The 16,143-nt window shown below is 52.3% G+C and carries 14 protein-coding genes; 13 read left to right on the top strand and 1 reads right to left on the bottom strand.

The features are described 5' to 3' along the window. The first annotated feature begins 42 nt into the window (after positions 1-42). The 6 genes from ACLJRH_RS19885 to purF all read left to right on the top strand — a co-directional run bounded on the left by ACLJRH_RS19885 (position 43) and on the right by purF (position 6,120). Entirely contained in the window at positions 43-702 is a 660-nt protein-coding gene (locus ACLJRH_RS19885; protein ID WP_000364317.1) for a DedA family protein, read from the top strand. A 149-nt stretch (positions 703-851) separates the two neighbouring features. Further along, complete coding sequence (gene accD / locus ACLJRH_RS19880) at positions 852-1,766, top strand: acetyl-CoA carboxylase, carboxyltransferase subunit beta (RefSeq protein WP_000118383.1); 915 nt, start codon at positions 852-854, stop codon at positions 1,764-1,766. Between the two features lie 67 nt (positions 1,767-1,833). Continuing rightward, a complete protein-coding gene (gene folC / locus ACLJRH_RS19875; protein WP_000792275.1) occupies positions 1,834-3,102 on the top strand; it encodes a bifunctional tetrahydrofolate synthase/dihydrofolate synthase in 1,269 nt (422 codons plus the stop codon). Beyond that, on the top strand, positions 3,092-3,766 hold the full coding sequence (dedD, locus tag ACLJRH_RS19870; RefSeq protein WP_000157032.1) for a cell division protein DedD: 675 nt from the start codon (positions 3,092-3,094) through the stop codon (positions 3,764-3,766). Before folC ends, dedD begins: the two co-directional genes overlap by 11 nt. Positions 3,767-4,076: 310 nt before the next feature. Beyond that, the gene (gene cvpA / locus ACLJRH_RS19865) at positions 4,077-4,565 is read left to right on the top strand and encodes a colicin V production protein (protein ID WP_000262102.1); all 489 of its coding nucleotides are present in this window, start codon (positions 4,077-4,079) and stop codon (positions 4,563-4,565) included. A gap of 37 nt (positions 4,566-4,602) precedes the next feature. Then, positions 4,603-6,120: an amidophosphoribosyltransferase gene (gene purF / locus ACLJRH_RS19860; protein ID WP_000334205.1), complete on the top strand. Its 1,518-nt coding sequence runs from the start codon at positions 4,603-4,605 to the stop codon at positions 6,118-6,120. Between the two features lie 35 nt (positions 6,121-6,155). On the opposite strand, the gene ACLJRH_RS19855 is transcribed toward purF, so the two are convergent. Further along, positions 6,156-7,583, bottom strand: coding sequence for a sigma-54 interaction domain-containing protein (locus ACLJRH_RS19855; protein WP_000168925.1), 1,428 nt, complete (start codon positions 7,581-7,583; stop codon positions 6,156-6,158). Positions 7,584-7,793: 210 nt separating this feature from the next. Between ACLJRH_RS19855 and ACLJRH_RS19850 the strand changes: the two genes are divergently transcribed. The 7 genes from ACLJRH_RS19850 (at position 7,794) to hisJ (ending at position 15,965) form a co-directional block, all read left to right on the top strand. Next, the gene (locus tag ACLJRH_RS19850) at positions 7,794-9,191 is read left to right on the top strand and encodes a diaminopimelate decarboxylase family protein (protein ID WP_000132314.1); all 1,398 of its coding nucleotides are present in this window, start codon (positions 7,794-7,796) and stop codon (positions 9,189-9,191) included. Positions 9,192-9,281: 90 nt separating this feature from the next. After that, entirely contained in the window at positions 9,282-10,703 is a 1,422-nt protein-coding gene (locus ACLJRH_RS19845) for an APC family permease (protein WP_000072512.1), read from the top strand. 1 nt (position 10,704) lies between these two features. After that, positions 10,705-11,808, top strand: a complete 1,104-nt coding sequence (locus ACLJRH_RS19840; protein WP_000281907.1) for an alanine/ornithine racemase family PLP-dependent enzyme — start codon at positions 10,705-10,707, stop codon at positions 11,806-11,808. A gap of 63 nt (positions 11,809-11,871) precedes the next feature. After that, positions 11,872-13,278, top strand: coding sequence for an amino acid permease (locus ACLJRH_RS19835; RefSeq protein ID WP_000380353.1), 1,407 nt, complete (start codon positions 11,872-11,874; stop codon positions 13,276-13,278). Between the two features lie 26 nt (positions 13,279-13,304). Further along, the gene (locus ACLJRH_RS19830; protein WP_000825682.1) at positions 13,305-13,874 is read left to right on the top strand and encodes a UbiX family flavin prenyltransferase; all 570 of its coding nucleotides are present in this window, start codon (positions 13,305-13,307) and stop codon (positions 13,872-13,874) included. 288 nt (positions 13,875-14,162) lie between these two features. Continuing rightward, entirely contained in the window at positions 14,163-14,945 is a 783-nt protein-coding gene (gene argT, locus ACLJRH_RS19825) for a lysine/arginine/ornithine ABC transporter substrate-binding protein ArgT (RefSeq protein ID WP_000754418.1), read from the top strand. A gap of 237 nt (positions 14,946-15,182) precedes the next feature. Continuing rightward, positions 15,183-15,965, top strand: a complete 783-nt coding sequence (gene hisJ / locus ACLJRH_RS19820; RefSeq protein ID WP_023223172.1) for a histidine ABC transporter substrate-binding protein HisJ — start codon at positions 15,183-15,185, stop codon at positions 15,963-15,965. Positions 15,966-16,143 lie beyond the last annotated feature (178 nt).

The following is a 16,143-nucleotide window of genomic DNA, read 5'->3' as shown; positions in this document are numbered from 1 at the left end:
TCGTACACCCGAAACGTGTCGGGTAGAAAGGCAAAGACAAATATGGACCTGATCTACTTTATTATTGATTTTATTCTGCACATCGATGTGCATCTGGCGGAGCTGGTCGCGGAGTACGGCGTCTGGGTGTACGCTATTTTGTTTTTGATTCTGTTTTGTGAAACCGGCCTGGTCGTCACGCCGTTCCTGCCGGGCGACTCGCTGCTGTTTGTCGCCGGGGCGCTGGCTTCGCTGGAAACCAACGATCTCAATGTGCATGTCATGGTGGCGTTAATGCTGATCGCCGCAATTGTCGGCGATGCGGTAAATTACACGATTGGTCGACTGTTCGGCGAAAAACTGTTCAGTAATCCGAATTCGAAAATTTTCCGCCGCAGTTATCTGGATAAAACCCACCAGTTTTATGAAAAACACGGCGGTAAAACTATCATTCTCGCTCGCTTCGTGCCGATCGTCAGAACCTTTGCGCCGTTTGTGGCAGGGATGGGGCACATGTCCTATCGGCATTTTGCCGCCTATAACGTCATCGGCGCGCTGCTGTGGGTGCTGCTCTTTACCTACGCCGGTTATTTCTTCGGTACGATACCGTTGATTCAGGATAACCTTAAGCTGCTGATTGTGGGGATTATCGTGGTTTCGATATTACCTGGCGTCATCGAGATTATTCGGCATAAGCGCGCTGCGTCGCGTGCCGCAAAATAGAAAGTAACTCAGCGGTTCGACCACTTTTTTATCCAAAGTTTCGGGCTGTTATGTTTTAATGTGCAACATTCATGGTCTGTTGGGGGCAAAAATGGCATTATGCGCCCCTTATAATAAAGCTGACTAAGGTTCAGGCAGAAAGGTCACCAATGAGCTGGATTGAACGAATTAAAAGCAACATTACTCCCACCCGCAAGGCAAGCATTCCTGAAGGGGTGTGGACCAAGTGTGATAGCTGCGGTCAGGTTTTATACCGCGCTGAGCTGGAACGTAATCTTGAGGTCTGTCCTAAGTGTGACCATCATATGCGCATGTCGGCGCGCAATCGCCTGCATAGCCTGTTAGATGAAGGTTCCCTTGTGGAGTTGGGTAGCGAGCTGGAGCCAAAAGACGTGCTCAAGTTCCGCGACTCCAAAAAATATAAAGACAGACTGGCGTCCGCGCAGAAAGAAACCGGCGAGAAAGACGCGCTGGTGGTCATGAAAGGGACGCTTCACGGTATGCCGGTTGTCGCCGCCGCGTTTGAATTCGCGTTCATGGGCGGCTCAATGGGGTCTGTCGTTGGCGCACGCTTCGTTCGCGCCGTTGAACAGGCGCTGGAAGACAACTGTCCGTTAGTGTGTTTCTCTGCTTCCGGCGGCGCGCGTATGCAAGAAGCGCTGATGTCGCTGATGCAGATGGCGAAAACCTCGGCGGCGCTGGCTAAAATGCAGGAACGCGGTTTACCGTACATTTCTGTACTGACCGACCCAACGATGGGCGGCGTTTCCGCCAGTTTTGCGATGCTGGGCGATCTCAACATCGCCGAGCCAAAAGCCCTGATTGGCTTCGCCGGCCCGCGCGTTATCGAACAAACCGTCCGTGAGAAGCTCCCGCCGGGATTCCAGCGCAGTGAGTTCCTGATCGAAAAAGGCGCTATTGATATGATCGTCCGCCGCCCGGAAATGCGCCTGAAGCTGGCGAGCATTCTGGCGAAGCTGATGAATCTGCCCGCGCCGAACCCGGACGCCCCGCGTGAAGGCGTGGTGGTGCCTCCGGCGCCGGATCAGGAGTCTGAGGCCTGATAACTGAAAAGGGCAGGGCCGCAGGCTCTGCCCTTTTGCTTTTCACCGTAAAGAAGCAGCGGAATCAATGAAAAACAAATCTATACCTCAAGCTGCGTCGCCCCTGGCCTCGTGGCTTTCTTATCTGGAAAACCTGCACAGCAAGAGTATCGATTTAGGCCTTGAGCGCGTAAGCCAGGTGGCAGCGCGTCTGGACATCCTCAAGCCTGCGCCGTTCGTTTTTACCGTGGCGGGAACCAACGGTAAAGGTACGACCTGTCGAACGCTGGAGTCGGTGTTAATCGCGGCGGGATACCGTGTGGGCGTCTATAGTTCGCCTCATCTGGTACGTTACACCGAGCGCGTGCGCGTGCAGGGGAAAGAATTAGCGGAATCCGCGCATACCGCGTCCTTTGCGGAAATAGAAGCGGCGCGCGGCGATATTTCATTGACCTATTTTGAATATGGTACGTTGTCGGCATTGTGGCTGTTTAAACAGGCTAACCTTGACGTGGTGATTCTGGAGGTCGGGTTGGGCGGCCGCCTGGACGCCACGAACATTGTGGATGCCGACGTAGCGGTAATTACCAGCATCGCGCTTGACCATACTGACTGGCTGGGGCCGGATCGCGAAAGTATCGGCCGCGAGAAGGCCGGGATTTTTCGCGCGGAAAAACCCGCTATCGTCGGCGAACCGGAAATGCCGGCAACCATCGCGGATGTCGCGCAGGAGACCGGCGCGCTGTTGCGGCGTCGCGGCGTTGACTGGCGTTATGAGGTGACAGCGACCCACTGGGCGTTTACCGATGGCGACGGCACGCTTGCCGGACTGCCGTTGCCGCAGGTTCCTCAGCCGAATGCCGCCACCGCTCTGGCCGCGCTGCGCGCCAGCAGGTTGAACATTGACGAGCAGGCGATTCGCGACGGTATTGCGCAGGCTACCTTGCCGGGACGTTTTCAAATCGTGAGTGAGTCGCCGCGCGTTATCTTTGATGTCGCCCATAATCCCCACGCGGCGGAATACCTGACGGGTCGTCTGAAAATGTTGCCGAAACGCGGGCGCGTGCTTGCGGTGATTGGTATGCTGCATGATAAAGATATCGCCGGCACGTTAGCCTGGTTGAAAAGCGTGGTTGACGACTGGTATTGTGCTCCGTTAGAGGGGCCGCGCGGCGCGACGGCGGAACAACTTCTGGAACATCTGGGGAAAGGGAATGTCTATGATAGCGTCGCGCAGGCATGGCAGGCCGCTATCGACGCGGCGCAGCCAGAAGATACCGTGCTGGTGTGCGGATCGTTCCACACCGTCGCACATGTTATGGAAGTGATAGACGCGGGGAGAATCGGTGGCGAGTAAGTTTCAGAATCGTTTAGTCGGCACGATTGTGTTAGTCGCGCTGGGGGTTATTGTGCTTCCCGGTCTGCTGGACGGACAGAAAAAGCATTATCAGGATGAATTTGCTGCGATTCCACTGGTACCGAAGCCTGGCGACCGCGATGAGCCGGATATGATGCCTGCCGCAACGCAGGCGCTACCGACACAGCCGCCGGAAGGGGCGGCTGAAGAGGTGCGGGCGGGAGATGCGGCAGCGCCATCGCTGGACCCGTCGCGCATGGCGTCTAACAATGTCGAGCTTGATCCGATACCGGCGGAGACGCCTAAACCGAAGCCGGTTGAAAAACCGAAGCCGCAGCCTAAACCGCAACAGCCGGTTGTCGTCGCTTCCACGCCGACGCCCGCGCCGAAACCGGCCGCCGACGATAAACCTGCGCCGACCGGCAAAGCTTATGTCGTACAGTTGGGCGCGCTGAAAAACGCGGATAAAGTCAACGAGATAGTCGGCAAGCTTCGTTCCGCCGGGTTCCGGGTTTATACTTCCCCCTCAACGCCGGTACAGGGTAAGATAACCCGTATTCTCGTCGGGCCGGATGCGTCGAAAGATAAGATGAAAGGATCGCTTGGCGAGCTCAAGCAGATTTCCGGGTTAAGCGGCGTGGTGATGGGATATAGCCCGAACTAAGGCGCGTTTTGCCCGACTGCGCAGCGTTAAGGCCTACGGTGTTCATCTGGTAATAGCCGAAGTCCTGTAGGCTGGATAAGGCGTTTACGCCGCCATCCGGCAGAAGGAATAAACCTGGTATCCTGCGCTTATCAGGCCGATGGCAGCTCTTCTGGTCGTGCCCGAAGAGATAAAAAGTGTGATGGCGTTGAATATTTTTTCAGCGCCATTTTTATTTACGCGTGGGAAGGAAATCCCTACGCAAACGTTTTCTTTTTCTGTTAGAATGCGCCCCGAACAGGACGACAGGGCGTAAAATCGTGGGACATCTATGGTCTGGATTGATTACGCCATTATCGCGGTGATTGCTTTTTCCTGTCTGGTTAGCCTAATCCGCGGCTTTGTTCGTGAAGCGTTATCGCTGGTGACGTGGGGTTGTGCTTTCTTTGTCGCCAGTCACTACTACACTTACCTGTCTGTCTGGTTTACGGGCTTTGAAGACGAACTGGTTCGTAATGGGATTGCTATCGCGGTACTGTTTATCGCGACGCTTATCGTCGGCGCTATCGTGAATTTTGTGATAGGTCAGCTAGTAGAAAAGACCGGCCTGTCGGGAACTGACCGGGTGTTGGGGATCTGTTTCGGCGCACTGCGAGGGGCGCTGATTGTCGCCGCCATTCTGTTCTTCCTTGATACCTTTACCGGCTTGTCGAAAAGCGAAGACTGGAGCAAATCGCAGCTCATCCCGCAGTTCAGCTTCATCATCAGATGGTTCTTTGACTATCTGCAAAGCTCGTCGAGTTTCTTGCCCAGGACGTAACAGGTTCTGAGATGTGGCTTAACGAGGAAAATGACGTATGTGCGGTATTGTCGGTATCGCCGGTGTTATGCCGGTCAACCAGTCGATTTATGACGCGTTAACAGTGCTCCAGCATCGTGGTCAGGATGCTGCCGGTATCATCACCATTGATGCGAATAACTGCTTCCGCTTGCGTAAGGCAAACGGACTGGTGAACGATATTTTTGAAGCTCGCCACATGCAGCGTTTGCAGGGCAACATGGGGATCGGCCATGTGCGCTACCCTACCGCAGGCAGCTCCAGCGCTTCGGAAGCGCAACCTTTTTACGTTAACTCGCCGTATGGCATCACGTTGGCCCATAATGGCAACCTGACTAACGCGCACGAGCTACGTAAAAAGCTGTTTGAAGAAAAGCGCCGTCATATCAACACCACCTCCGATTCCGAAATCCTGCTCAATATTTTCGCCAGCGAGCTCGACAACTTCCGTCACTATCCGCTGGAAGCCGACAATATTTTTGCCGCGATTGCCGCGACTAACCGTCAAATCCGCGGCGCCTATGCCTGCGTGGCGATGATTATCGGTCACGGTATGGTGGCTTTTCGCGATCCGCACGGCATTCGCCCATTAGTGCTGGGCAAGCGTGACGTTGGCGATGGTCGTACGGAGTATATGGTCGCTTCTGAAAGCGTGGCGCTGGATACGCTGGGCTTTGAATTCCTGCGCGATGTCGCGCCGGGCGAAGCTATCTATATTACCGAAAAGGGGCAACTGTTCACGCGCCAGTGCGCGGATAACCCGGTCAGTAACCCCTGTCTGTTTGAGTACGTTTATTTTGCTCGCCCGGACTCCTTTATCGACAAGATCTCCGTCTACAGCGCTCGTGTGAATATGGGCACCAAACTTGGCGAAAAAATCGCTCGTGAATGGGAAGATCTGGACATCGACGTCGTGATCCCTATCCCGGAAACCTCCTGCGATATCGCACTGGAAATTGCCCGTATTCTCGGCAAGCCGTACCGCCAGGGATTTGTCAAAAATCGTTACGTGGGACGTACCTTTATCATGCCGGGCCAACAGCTACGCCGTAAATCCGTGCGCCGTAAGCTCAATGCTAATCGCGCGGAATTCCGCGATAAGAACGTCCTGCTGGTGGATGATTCCATCGTGCGTGGCACCACATCAGAGCAGATCATCGAGATGGCCCGGGAAGCCGGCGCGAAGAAGGTTTATCTGGCGTCCGCCGCGCCGGAAATTCGTTTCCCTAACGTCTATGGCATTGATATGCCGACCGCCAATGAGCTGATCGCGCATGGTCGCGAGGTGGATGAGATTCGTCAGATCATCGGCGCAGACGGGCTTATCTTCCAGGACCTGAACGATCTGATCGAAGCCGTACGCGCGGAAAACCCGGATATCCAGCAGTTTGAGTGTTCGGTATTTAACGGGGTATATGTCACCAAAGACGTCGACCAGCAATACCTCGACTTCCTGGATTCATTACGTAATGACGACGCCAAAGCGGTGCTGTTCCAGAACGAAATGGAAAACCTGGAAATGCATAACGAAGGCTAATGGCTTTGCCAGCGGCGCAATGCCGCTGGCCGATGTCAATTACGCACCACGCCGAAGCGAATAGCGTATTTTTGTACTTTGTACTGTAACGTGGTGCGCGATACGTTAAGGCTGCGGGCCGCGGCGGCAATATTCCCCTGATGCGTATCCAGCGCGGTTTCTATTAAATGCCTTTCGTAGTTGGCAACCCGTACCTCCAGCGATCCTTCATACTGCGGATCGGGTGACGAGGGAAGGGGATTTTCCGGCGCGGTTTCCGGTACGCCTAAATTTAACTCGTCCTGTTCAAAAATGATGTGTTTGAGCAGTCCGTCTTTTTCCTGCATGATCATGCTGCGTACAATCGCGTTTTCCAGCATCCTGACATTACCCGGCCAGGCGTGATTGAGCAGATCAGCACGCGCCGTCTCGCTTAATCCGTGAATGTCCTGCGGCACGTCATTACGGTATTTATCAATAAAATAATTCGCCAGTAAGGGAATATCTTCCGGGCGGGCGCGCAGCGGCGGTAACGTCAACATTCCGACGCTCAACCGATAAAAAAGATCTGCTCGCAGGCGTTCTTGTTGAATTAATTTGACGGGCGCTTCGTTCATGGCGGCAACGATCCTGACATCAGAGTGGAGTTGCTGTTGTCCGCCGAGCCGCCAGAAGGTTTTATCCTGCAAGAATCGCAGCAGCTTACTTTGCATCTCTATCGGCATGGCGTTCAGCTCATCAAGAAAGAGCGTTCCCCCGTTTGCCAGCTCCAGATAGCCCTGGCTATTTTCCGCGCCGGTATAGGCGCCGCGCACGGTGCCGAAAAGCGTACTTTCGATAAGCGTAGGCGGTAGAGCGCCGCAGTTCAGGGCGATAAATGGTTTATTCGCCCGCTTGCTGCATTGATGGATCAGGCGGGAAAATAGCTCCTTACCCGTACCCGTCTCCCCGACAATCGTCACCGGAATATTACTGGCGGCCAGCCGTTTGGCTTTGGCAATATTACTGAGCATTTCCGGGTTTTCGGTAATAATGGCATGGTGCTTCTCATGGTGATCGGCATACAGCAGTTGGTTCAGTTCTACCACCTGCTCCTGGAGCCGCCTGACGCCGGACATATTCCTGCCGATTTCGATAACGCCGACCATGCCGCCATCGCTTGCATAGAGCGGCGCGGTGGTGTGTTGATAGTCAACGGCCTGGCCTCGCGCATTGTAATAAATTTGATAATGGCCAATGTATTCCACGCCTTTTTTTAACGATGAAAGCATCGTACTTTGGGTCTCTTTCATGCCCGGATAGACATCCAGCATATGTTTTCCCATTGCCCGTTCAATACTGTAGCCGTCCAGATCCGCGCTTTCCTGATTGTAGTAAACGTATTCACCACGCTCATTAATGACGGCCAACGGCTGATGAATCAAATCGAAAAAGCGGGAAAACATCCTGAGCGCCGAGGCCAGTTCCTGATTGGTGGATGCCATACACGCATTCCTCATATCTATTGTTCATGTTGTCATTATAAAAGTGACGAATTTTCGTCGTTGTGATGAATAGCAAACTCAATGACGAAAATGAGGAAAAACTTATTTTTATAACTAATTGATTATTTTGATAAAAAATAGTGGCATACCTTTTGCTTTATCCCTGTAAAGAATGCGGATTTTTACCATAAACATTAAGCAGAGGGCGTTATGACTGACTCGATTATGCAGAATTACAACCAGCTACGTGAGCAGGTAATCAACGGCGATCGCCGTTTCCAGCACAAAGACGGTCATTTGTGTTTTGAAGGGGTCGATCTGGACGCTCTGGCGCGCCAGTACCCCACGCCGTTCTATGTGTTTTCTGAGCCGGAGATTATTCGTAACATTCATGAAATCCAGCAGGCATTTGCGGCGCATAAAAATACCAAAACCTTCTTTGCGTCAAAAACCTGCTCGGTCATGGGGGTGTTGAAAGCCATTCGTGACGCCGGAATTTGCGCGGAGGCAAACTCACAATATGAGGTTCGCAAGTGTCTGGAGATAGGCTTTCGCGGCGATCAGATCGTCTTCAACGGCGTGGTGAAAAAGCCTGCCGATCTGGAATATGCCATCGCTAACGATCTGTATCTTATTAATGTTGATAGCCTCTATGAGCTGGAACATATTGATGCCATCTCTCGCAGGCTGAAGAAAGTCGCCAATGTTTGCGTCCGCGTAGAGCCGAATGTTCCCTCGGCGACGCATGCGGAACTGGTTACCGCTTTCCATGCGAAGTCGGGTCTCGACCTGGAACAGGCGGAAGAAACCTGCCGCCGCATTCTGGCGATGCCTTATGTGCATTTGCGCGGCTTGCATATGCATGTGGGCGATCAGGTGCCGGAGTCAGAGCCTTTCGCAAAAGCGACTAAAGTGCTGGTGGATGAATCCCGTCGCCTGGAAGAGGTGCTCGGTATTAAATTTGATTTGATCAACGTGGGCGGCGGAATTCCGGTTCCCTATAAATATGACGACGAGAATGGCGACCCGTTAAAAGATAATATGTATGCCGGTATTACCGCCCAGGATTTTGCCGATGCGGTCATTCGCGAAGTGCATAAATGGCGTACCGATGTGGAAATATGTATTGAACCGGGACGTAAAGTGACCGGGTCGGCGGCGGTTTTACTGACGGAAGTCTCCTGCGAAAAACGTAAAACAAATTACGATCTTAACGGCAATGTGGAATGCCACGTTGAATGGAAATTTGTCGACGCTGGTTACAGCGTACTCTCTGACAGCCAGCATTTTGACTGGTTCTTTTATGTCTATAACGCCTCTCGCATGACGGCAGCGCACGACGCCTGGATAAAATTAGCCGGGCCGCTGTGTGATGGCGGGGATTATTTCCACATGGGAGTGAAAGGCGAAGAGTTTTTACTGCCGAAGGAGACTCATGTTGGCGATATTGTCGCATTTCTTGATGCCGGGGCATACACCATTGAAAGTCAAACCGTTTATAACAACCGTCCGCGCACGGGCGTGGTGATGATCGATAAAAATGGTGAAACGCGTCTGATTCGTCGGGAAGACAGTTACGAAGATATGGTCAAGTACGACATTTATTAATACTGTTTTGGGCTTCAGTTTCATGCTGAAGCCCGTCGTCAGATGATAAGAAGAGGGCAGTGATGCCTGAATGCATAACAGGAGATGGCCATGAGTAACACGAATTCTGGCTTACTTGGCATCAAAGACATTGTCTTTATGAATGTCATCGCTATTCTGAGTTTGCGGCAAATCCCTAACGTGGCGCCTTACGGGGCATCGGCCATGTTGTTATGGGTGATAGCCGCATTCTGCTTGTTTTTTCCTTTAGCGATGGTATGCGGCGAGCTGTCAACCGGCTGGCCGAAAGATGGCGGGATATTTGTCTGGATTAAAGAGGCATTTGGTAAACGTATTGCATGGATTGTCGTGGTTTGTTTTCTCTTTTCCTGCGTACTGTTTTTCCCATTAATGCTGCAATTCGGCTTTACCGCGTTGGGCTATATGATCGGCGGCGGCCTGGCGGAAAATAAAGCATTTATCGGTATTGGTTCCGCGGTAATTTTCTGGCTATTAACGCTGATGAATATCCGCGGGATGGAATGGACAAAAATTATTAATAGCATCAGCGCCTGGTGCGGCGTATTTATTCCCTCCGCTATCCTCATTTTGCTGGCGGTGGTATGGCTATGTACCGGACACCAGATGCAGACGGACTACACTACAGCGAAAAACTGGATTCCGGATCTCGGACACTGGGATACGATCGTTTTCTTATCCAGCATGATGTTTGCGTTTGCCGGACTGGAGGTCGCCCCGATGATTGCCGGGCGTACCCGTAATCCACAGCGTGATTTTCCGCGAGCGATGGCCGTCTCCGCCGCCGTTATCGTTGGGATCTATATGGTCGGCACCTGGGCGCTAAACACGCTTTTACCCGCCGGGAAAACCGACATCGTGGCAGGCGTCATGCAGGCTATGCATGCTGCTGCGGACACGCTGCATATGCCGTGGTTAATTCCTGTTATGGCCATCTGTATGTTTTTTGGCGCTCTCGGGCAGATTAACTCCTGGCTGGTGGGGCCGATTTATATGCTCCAGGAAGCCTCGCGTGAAGATAATCTGCTGGGGGACCGAATCGGCAAATTACATCCGGTGTGGAAAACGCCCGCCTTTGCCTTGACTGTACAGGCGATTATTGTCACGGTCCTGTGTTTTTCGACTTTTATTTCGCCAAGCGTTGCGGCGGCTTACTGGATGTTAACGGCGCTAACGACCATCACCTATTTTATTCCTTATCTGGTGATGTTCCCGGCGTTCTGGCGTTTACGTAAGACTCAGCCGGATACGCCAAGAAGTTTTAAAATTCCGGGCAAGGTTTTACCGGCTATTTTACCCGCGCTGGGTTTTCTTTCTATCGCCTTTGCCGTTGCGCTGTTATTTATTCCGCCTTCTCAAATTGATATGGGCGGATATTTCCAGTACGCCGGGAAGATTATTGGCGGAGCCGTGCTGGCGGTTGTCGTCGCGGAGTACATTTACCATCGGGCGCAGAAACGTAATGCCCGTTTAAGCATGGCGGGAGGAAAATAAAATGTATATGCCAGTTCTGGAAATAAATCTACGCAAGCTGGAAGAAAACGCCCGCACGGAAAAAGCTCTGCTGGCAAGCAGCGGTATTGACGTGATGGCTGTCAATAAAGTTTTTGACGGCTGCGTGGAAACCGCGCAGGCGGTATTCAACGGTGGAATTACCGTTATTGCTGAATCACGAACCTATAATTTGAAAAAAATACGCGAGACAGGATGTACGACCTGCCTGTTACGCAGCCCGTGTCTGAGTGAAATCGAAGATGTGGTGCGCTACGCGGATATTAGTTTAAATAGCGAGCCGGTGGTATTACGGGCATTATCGCAGGAAGCCCAACGCCAGGGGAAAACGCATCAGGTATTACTGATGGTGGATATGGGCGATTTACGCGAGGGTATCTGGTTTGGTGAATATCAACGCATTCTTGAGACCGTGACTCTGATTACTGGTCTGCCCGGTCTGGAATTATATGGACTGGGCACCAACTTTAATTGTTACGGCACCGTGTTGCCAACGGTAAAAAATGGCGAGGATTTTCTGGCGCTGGCCGCCCGGCTGGAAGCCGACAGCGGTATTCCTGTCCGGCGGCTTTCTGCGGGAAATTGCACCAGCTATCACCTGCTGGATAAAGGTATCTGGCCGCAGGGGCTGAATCATCTGCGCATCGGCGGACTGCATGAATTCGGCATTGAATATGTGGACATGAAATACCTGAATGAATTTCACCACTCCGCAAAACCGGTCGATAAAGCCTGTTCCGATATGTATATCCTGGAAGCGGAAATCATCGAACTGAACAGTAAACCGACCGTCCCGGTCGGGGAGCTGGGCGTCGATGCCTTTTTGCAAAGTAAAACCTTTGTCGATCGTGGCATACGCCGACGCGCATTGCTGGCGTTTGGTCGTCAGGATGTGCCGTCGGATAACTGTGTGCCATGCGACGACGCGATCACTATCTTAGGGCAAACCAGCGATCATACGCTGGTGGATATTGAAGATTGTCGTCAGTCGCTAAAAGTAGGCGATGTGGTTCGCTTTGAGCTGGATTATACGGGCCTGTTAATGGCCTGCCAGACCAAAGGCGTCGCCTGGAGGTTTACGCGTTAACGCATAACCGCCGCGGCTATGTCGCGGCGGCATCTTTGACCTCACGAAAGACAGGGAGTAACGATGGATACCCTGCAACAATCACCGCCAGCAGAGCCTGAAGGCGGTCTGCGGCGTAACCTGAAGAAACGGCATCTGCTGATGATGTCGCTGGGCGGCACGATTGGCACCGGCTTATTTATCGGCATTGCCGAGCCGTTAAGCAGCGTCGGGCCGGCGGGAACCTTACTGGCCTATCTGTTTGCCGGAACCATTATGCTGGCGACGATGATGTGTCTTGGCGAATTATCATGCGCCTTTCCTCACTCCGGTTCATTTCAACATTACGCGCTGATGTTTATGCCGTCACCTTGCTGGAGCTATACCATTGGCTGGCTTTACTGGTTTAGCTGGGTCTTTTCCCTGGCAGCCGACCTCACTGCCGCAGGGTTTATTGCTCACCAGTTTTTCCCCGCGGTTCCGGTATATATGTTCTGCCTGGCGATTCTGCTCATCCTGACGGCTATCAATCTCACCTCCGCAAAAAGTTTTGGCGAATGCGAATACTGGCTTTCGGCCATTAAGGTCTTCGCGATCGTGCTGTTTATCTGCGCGGGCGGGGTCATGATCTACTCGCTAATGGGCCATAGTGACTGGCACCCGACGTTAAAAATAGACGGAATGTGGTTTCCCCACGGTTGGGAGCAAATTGTGGTCTGTATGACGATCGTGATTTACTCCTTCCAGGGGGTGGAACTGGTAGGAAATGCGGCAGGGGAGACCGAATCGCCGCACATTATTTTACCGAAAGTGATCCTGGGGATCGGTCTCAGAATCATTTTGTTTTACGGCCTGGCGATTGCGGTGCTGGCGCTGGTCTATCCGCATGAACTGACGCCAAATGGACAAAGTCCCTTTGTATGGGTATTCTCCCACGCGGGCATTCCGGGGGCGGATACGCTGATGACGCTGGTGATCTTTTCCGCCGCGGTTTCTGCCGCTAACTCGGCCATTTACGCCAGTTCGCGTATGCTGTGGTCTATGGCGGGCGATCGCTTTGCGCCAGCCTGCTTTGGTAAAACGAACGGCGGCGGCGTGCCGGTGTATGCTATTTTAATCACGGCCTTGCTGGCGTTGGTGTCGTTGCTGACCCGCTATATTCCCGCACAGCAATTTTATTTATATCTGATCGCCAGTACCGGGCAGGTGGGTTGCCTGGCATGGATAACCATCGGATGGTGCCAGTATCGCTTCCGACAATCGGTGCGTAATGGAACGTACGCCAGCGATTTGCTACGCTATCGATCGCCGCTTTTCCCCTGGACGGCCCGATTTGTCATTATCACCAATTTTGCCATTATGGTCGGCACCTGGTTTAGTGAGCAAGGGGTAGTGATAATGTTGGTTGAGCTGGCTTTTATGATAGGGATTCTTTTGTCATGGTATCTCTTCAGACCCACTTTGAGCCGATTACGTAACACAGTGGGATGAACGGCGCTCGTAAACGGTAAGAGAACATGAAACGACTCATTGTAGGAATTAGCGGCGCCAGCGGAGCGATTTATGGCGTGCGCTTATTACAAATTTTGCGCGATGTCGATAGCGTGGAAACGCATCTGGTGATGAGCCAGGCGGCCCGGCAAACGCTGGCGCTGGAGACCCATTTTTCGCTGCGCGAGGTGCAGGCGCTGGCCGATGTGACGCACGATGCGCGCGACATTGCCGCCAGCATTTCCTCGGGCTCTTACCCGACGGCGGGAATGGTTATCTTGCCCTGTTCGATTAAAACGCTGTCTGGGATTGTCCACAGTTATACTGACGGACTGCTTACCCGCGCGGCGGATGTGATATTAAAAGAGCGGCGACCTCTGGTGCTGTGTGTGCGCGAAACGCCGCTGCATATCGGGCATTTGCGTTTAATGACCCAGGCCGCTGAGATAGGCGCGGTGATTATGCCGCCGGTTCCGGCTTTTTATCATCTTCCTCAGACGTTAGATGATGTTATAAATCAAACGGTTAACCGAGTTTTGGATCAGTTTGATATCCCCCTTCCGCACGATCTTTTTGTTCGCTGGCAGGGCGCATAGCGTTGTCTGTTTAGCGTGCATTATTGTCCCTGTTGCCCTGTTTCAGGGCAATTTTGTAACCGCGATCATATCCTCAACATTTAATTCGTTAAAAGCCGCCGAAACGCTGCGGTTCAACCGTCATACCTGCTATCTTCAACATCAGGACAATATTGCAACGTTTTATTAACAAATTTAACGTCGAATCGTTTTGCTGACGTGAAAATGGCATAAGACCTGCATGAAAAAGTCTGCAAACACACAACACCACGTAAAACATAAGAAAATAACGCTACTTGAGGGGTATGTATGAAGAAGACCGTTCTCGCTTTGTCTTTGCTGATAGGTCTGGGCGCGACGGCGGCCAGTTACGCCGCGCTTCCGCAAACGGTTCGTATTGGAACAGATACCACCTACGCGCCTTTCTCATCGAAAGATGCCAAAGGCGACTTTATTGGCTTTGATATCGATCTCGGTAATGAAATGTGTAAGCGTATGCAGGTGAAATGTACCTGGGTCGCCAGCGACTTTGATGCGCTTATTCCCTCACTAAAAGCGAAAAAAATTGATGCCATTATTTCATCGCTCTCTATCACCGATAAACGCCAGCAAGAAATTGCGTTTTCCGACAAACTTTACGCGGCGGATTCACGCCTGATTGCGGCAAAAGGGTCTCCCATTCAGCCGACGCTGGAATCGCTGAAAGGCAAGCATGTCGGCGTGCTGCAAGGGTCCACGCAAGAGGCTTACGCCAATGATAACTGGCGCACTAAAGGTGTGGATGTGGTGGCTTATGCCAACCAGGATCTTATCTATTCCGATTTAACCGCCGGTCGTCTGGATGCCGCATTGCAGGATGAAGTCGCCGCCAGCGAAGGATTCCTGAAGCAGCCAGCGGGCAAAGAGTATGCGTTTGCCGGTCCTTCCGTGAAGGATAAAAAATATTTTGGCGACGGGACGGGGGTTGGGCTGCGCAAAGACGATACCGAGCTAAAAGCCGCGTTTGATAAAGCGCTGACCGAACTGCGCCAGGACGGAACTTACGACAAAATGGCCAAAAAGTACTTCGATTTTAATGTCTACGGCGATTGAGGGAAGGGGATAACGCGCCGCGATGGGGAACTATCACGGTGCAAAATAGATGTTTTGCACCTTTTTGGTGCATAAGCCGTTGCGGAACAGGCACATAAATGCATACTTAATCGATTTTTATGCAAAATAAACCGGCTGACAAGGTAGAATGCTTTGCCTTGTCGGCCTGATTAATGGCACGATAGTCGCATCGGATCTGTAAAGATCTCCTGGAAAGACAGTCTGTTGAGGATAGTTATGAAAAAACTGGCGTTATCCCTTTCTCTGGTGCTGGCATTTTCCAGCGCTACCGCAGCATTTGCCGCTATTCCACAAAAGATTCGTATCGGTACCGATCCAACTTACGCACCGTTTGAATCCAAAAATGCACAAGGTGAATTGGTCGGCTTTGATATCGATCTGGCCAAAGAGCTGTGCAAACGTATCAACACACAGTGTACGTTCGTGGAAAACCCGCTGGATGCGCTGATTCCGTCTTTAAAAGCGAAGAAAATTGATGCCATCATGTCCTCGCTGTCCATCACTGAAAAGCGCCAGCAGGAAATCGAGTTTACCGACAAGCTTTACGCCGCTGATTCCCGTCTGGTGGTGGCGAAGAACTCTGATATTCAGCCGACCGTCGCGTCGCTGAAAGGCAAGCGCGTCGGCGTGCTACAGGGGACAACGCAGGAGACCTTCGGCAATGAGCACTGGGCGCCGAAAGGGATTGAGATCGTCTCTTACCAGGGGCAGGACAACATTTATTCCGATCTGACGGCTGGCCGTATTGATGCAGCGTTCCAGGACGAGGTCGCGGCCAGCGAAGGTTTCCTTAAACAGCCCGTCGGAAAAGACTATAAATTCGGCGGCCCGGCGGTGAAAGATGAGAAGTTATTCGGCGTAGGAACCGGTATGGGGCTGCGCAAAGAGGATAACGAGCTGCGCGAAGCGCTGAACAAAGCCTTTGCTGAAATGCGTGCTGACGGTACTTACGAAAAGCTGGCGAAAAAGTACTTTGATTTTGATGTTTATGGCGGTTAATCACCGTCGGTGCAGATAAAGCCCAAAGAATGTTGACTGTCTGCATTGCCTGATGGCGCTGTGCATGTCAGGCCTACGGAGCATCGTAGGTCGGGAAAGGCACAGCCGCCATCCGGCGTGATGTGAGGCAAAAATGCAAAAGAGGCTTCTTACTTCACCACACACAACAGGACAGGCT

This window comes from Salmonella sp. SAL04162 (assembly GCF_046551535.1).
Taxonomy (GTDB): domain Bacteria; phylum Pseudomonadota; class Gammaproteobacteria; order Enterobacterales; family Enterobacteriaceae; genus Salmonella; species Salmonella enterica.
This window is presented reverse-complemented; position numbering and strand designations above follow the sequence as displayed.

Bases quoted from the DNA above. Each gene is read 5' to 3' on its own strand.
- ACLJRH_RS19830 (WP_000825682.1), top strand. From the start codon at position 13,305: ATGAAACGACTCATTGTAGGAATTAGCGGCGCCAGCGGAGCGATTTAT.
- ACLJRH_RS19885 (WP_000364317.1), top strand. From the start codon at position 43: ATGGACCTGATCTACTTTATTATTGATTTTATTCTGCACATCGATGTG.
- cvpA (WP_000262102.1), top strand. From the start codon at position 4,077: ATGGTCTGGATTGATTACGCCATTATCGCGGTGATTGCTTTTTCCTGT.
- ACLJRH_RS19855 (WP_000168925.1), bottom strand. From the start codon at position 7,583: ATGGCATCCACCAATCAGGAACTGGCCTCGGCGCTCAGGATGTTTTCC.
- argT (WP_000754418.1), top strand. From the start codon at position 14,163: ATGAAGAAGACCGTTCTCGCTTTGTCTTTGCTGATAGGTCTGGGCGCG.
- hisJ (WP_023223172.1), top strand. From the start codon at position 15,183: ATGAAAAAACTGGCGTTATCCCTTTCTCTGGTGCTGGCATTTTCCAGC.
- folC (WP_000792275.1), top strand. From the start codon at position 1,834: ATGAAAAACAAATCTATACCTCAAGCTGCGTCGCCCCTGGCCTCGTGG.
- ACLJRH_RS19840 (WP_000281907.1), top strand. From the start codon at position 10,705: ATGTATATGCCAGTTCTGGAAATAAATCTACGCAAGCTGGAAGAAAAC.
- ACLJRH_RS19835 (WP_000380353.1), top strand. From the start codon at position 11,872: ATGGATACCCTGCAACAATCACCGCCAGCAGAGCCTGAAGGCGGTCTG.
- ACLJRH_RS19850 (WP_000132314.1), top strand. From the start codon at position 7,794: ATGACTGACTCGATTATGCAGAATTACAACCAGCTACGTGAGCAGGTA.
- accD (WP_000118383.1), top strand. From the start codon at position 852: ATGAGCTGGATTGAACGAATTAAAAGCAACATTACTCCCACCCGCAAG.
- ACLJRH_RS19845 (WP_000072512.1), top strand. From the start codon at position 9,282: ATGAGTAACACGAATTCTGGCTTACTTGGCATCAAAGACATTGTCTTT.
- purF (WP_000334205.1), top strand. From the start codon at position 4,603: ATGTGCGGTATTGTCGGTATCGCCGGTGTTATGCCGGTCAACCAGTCG.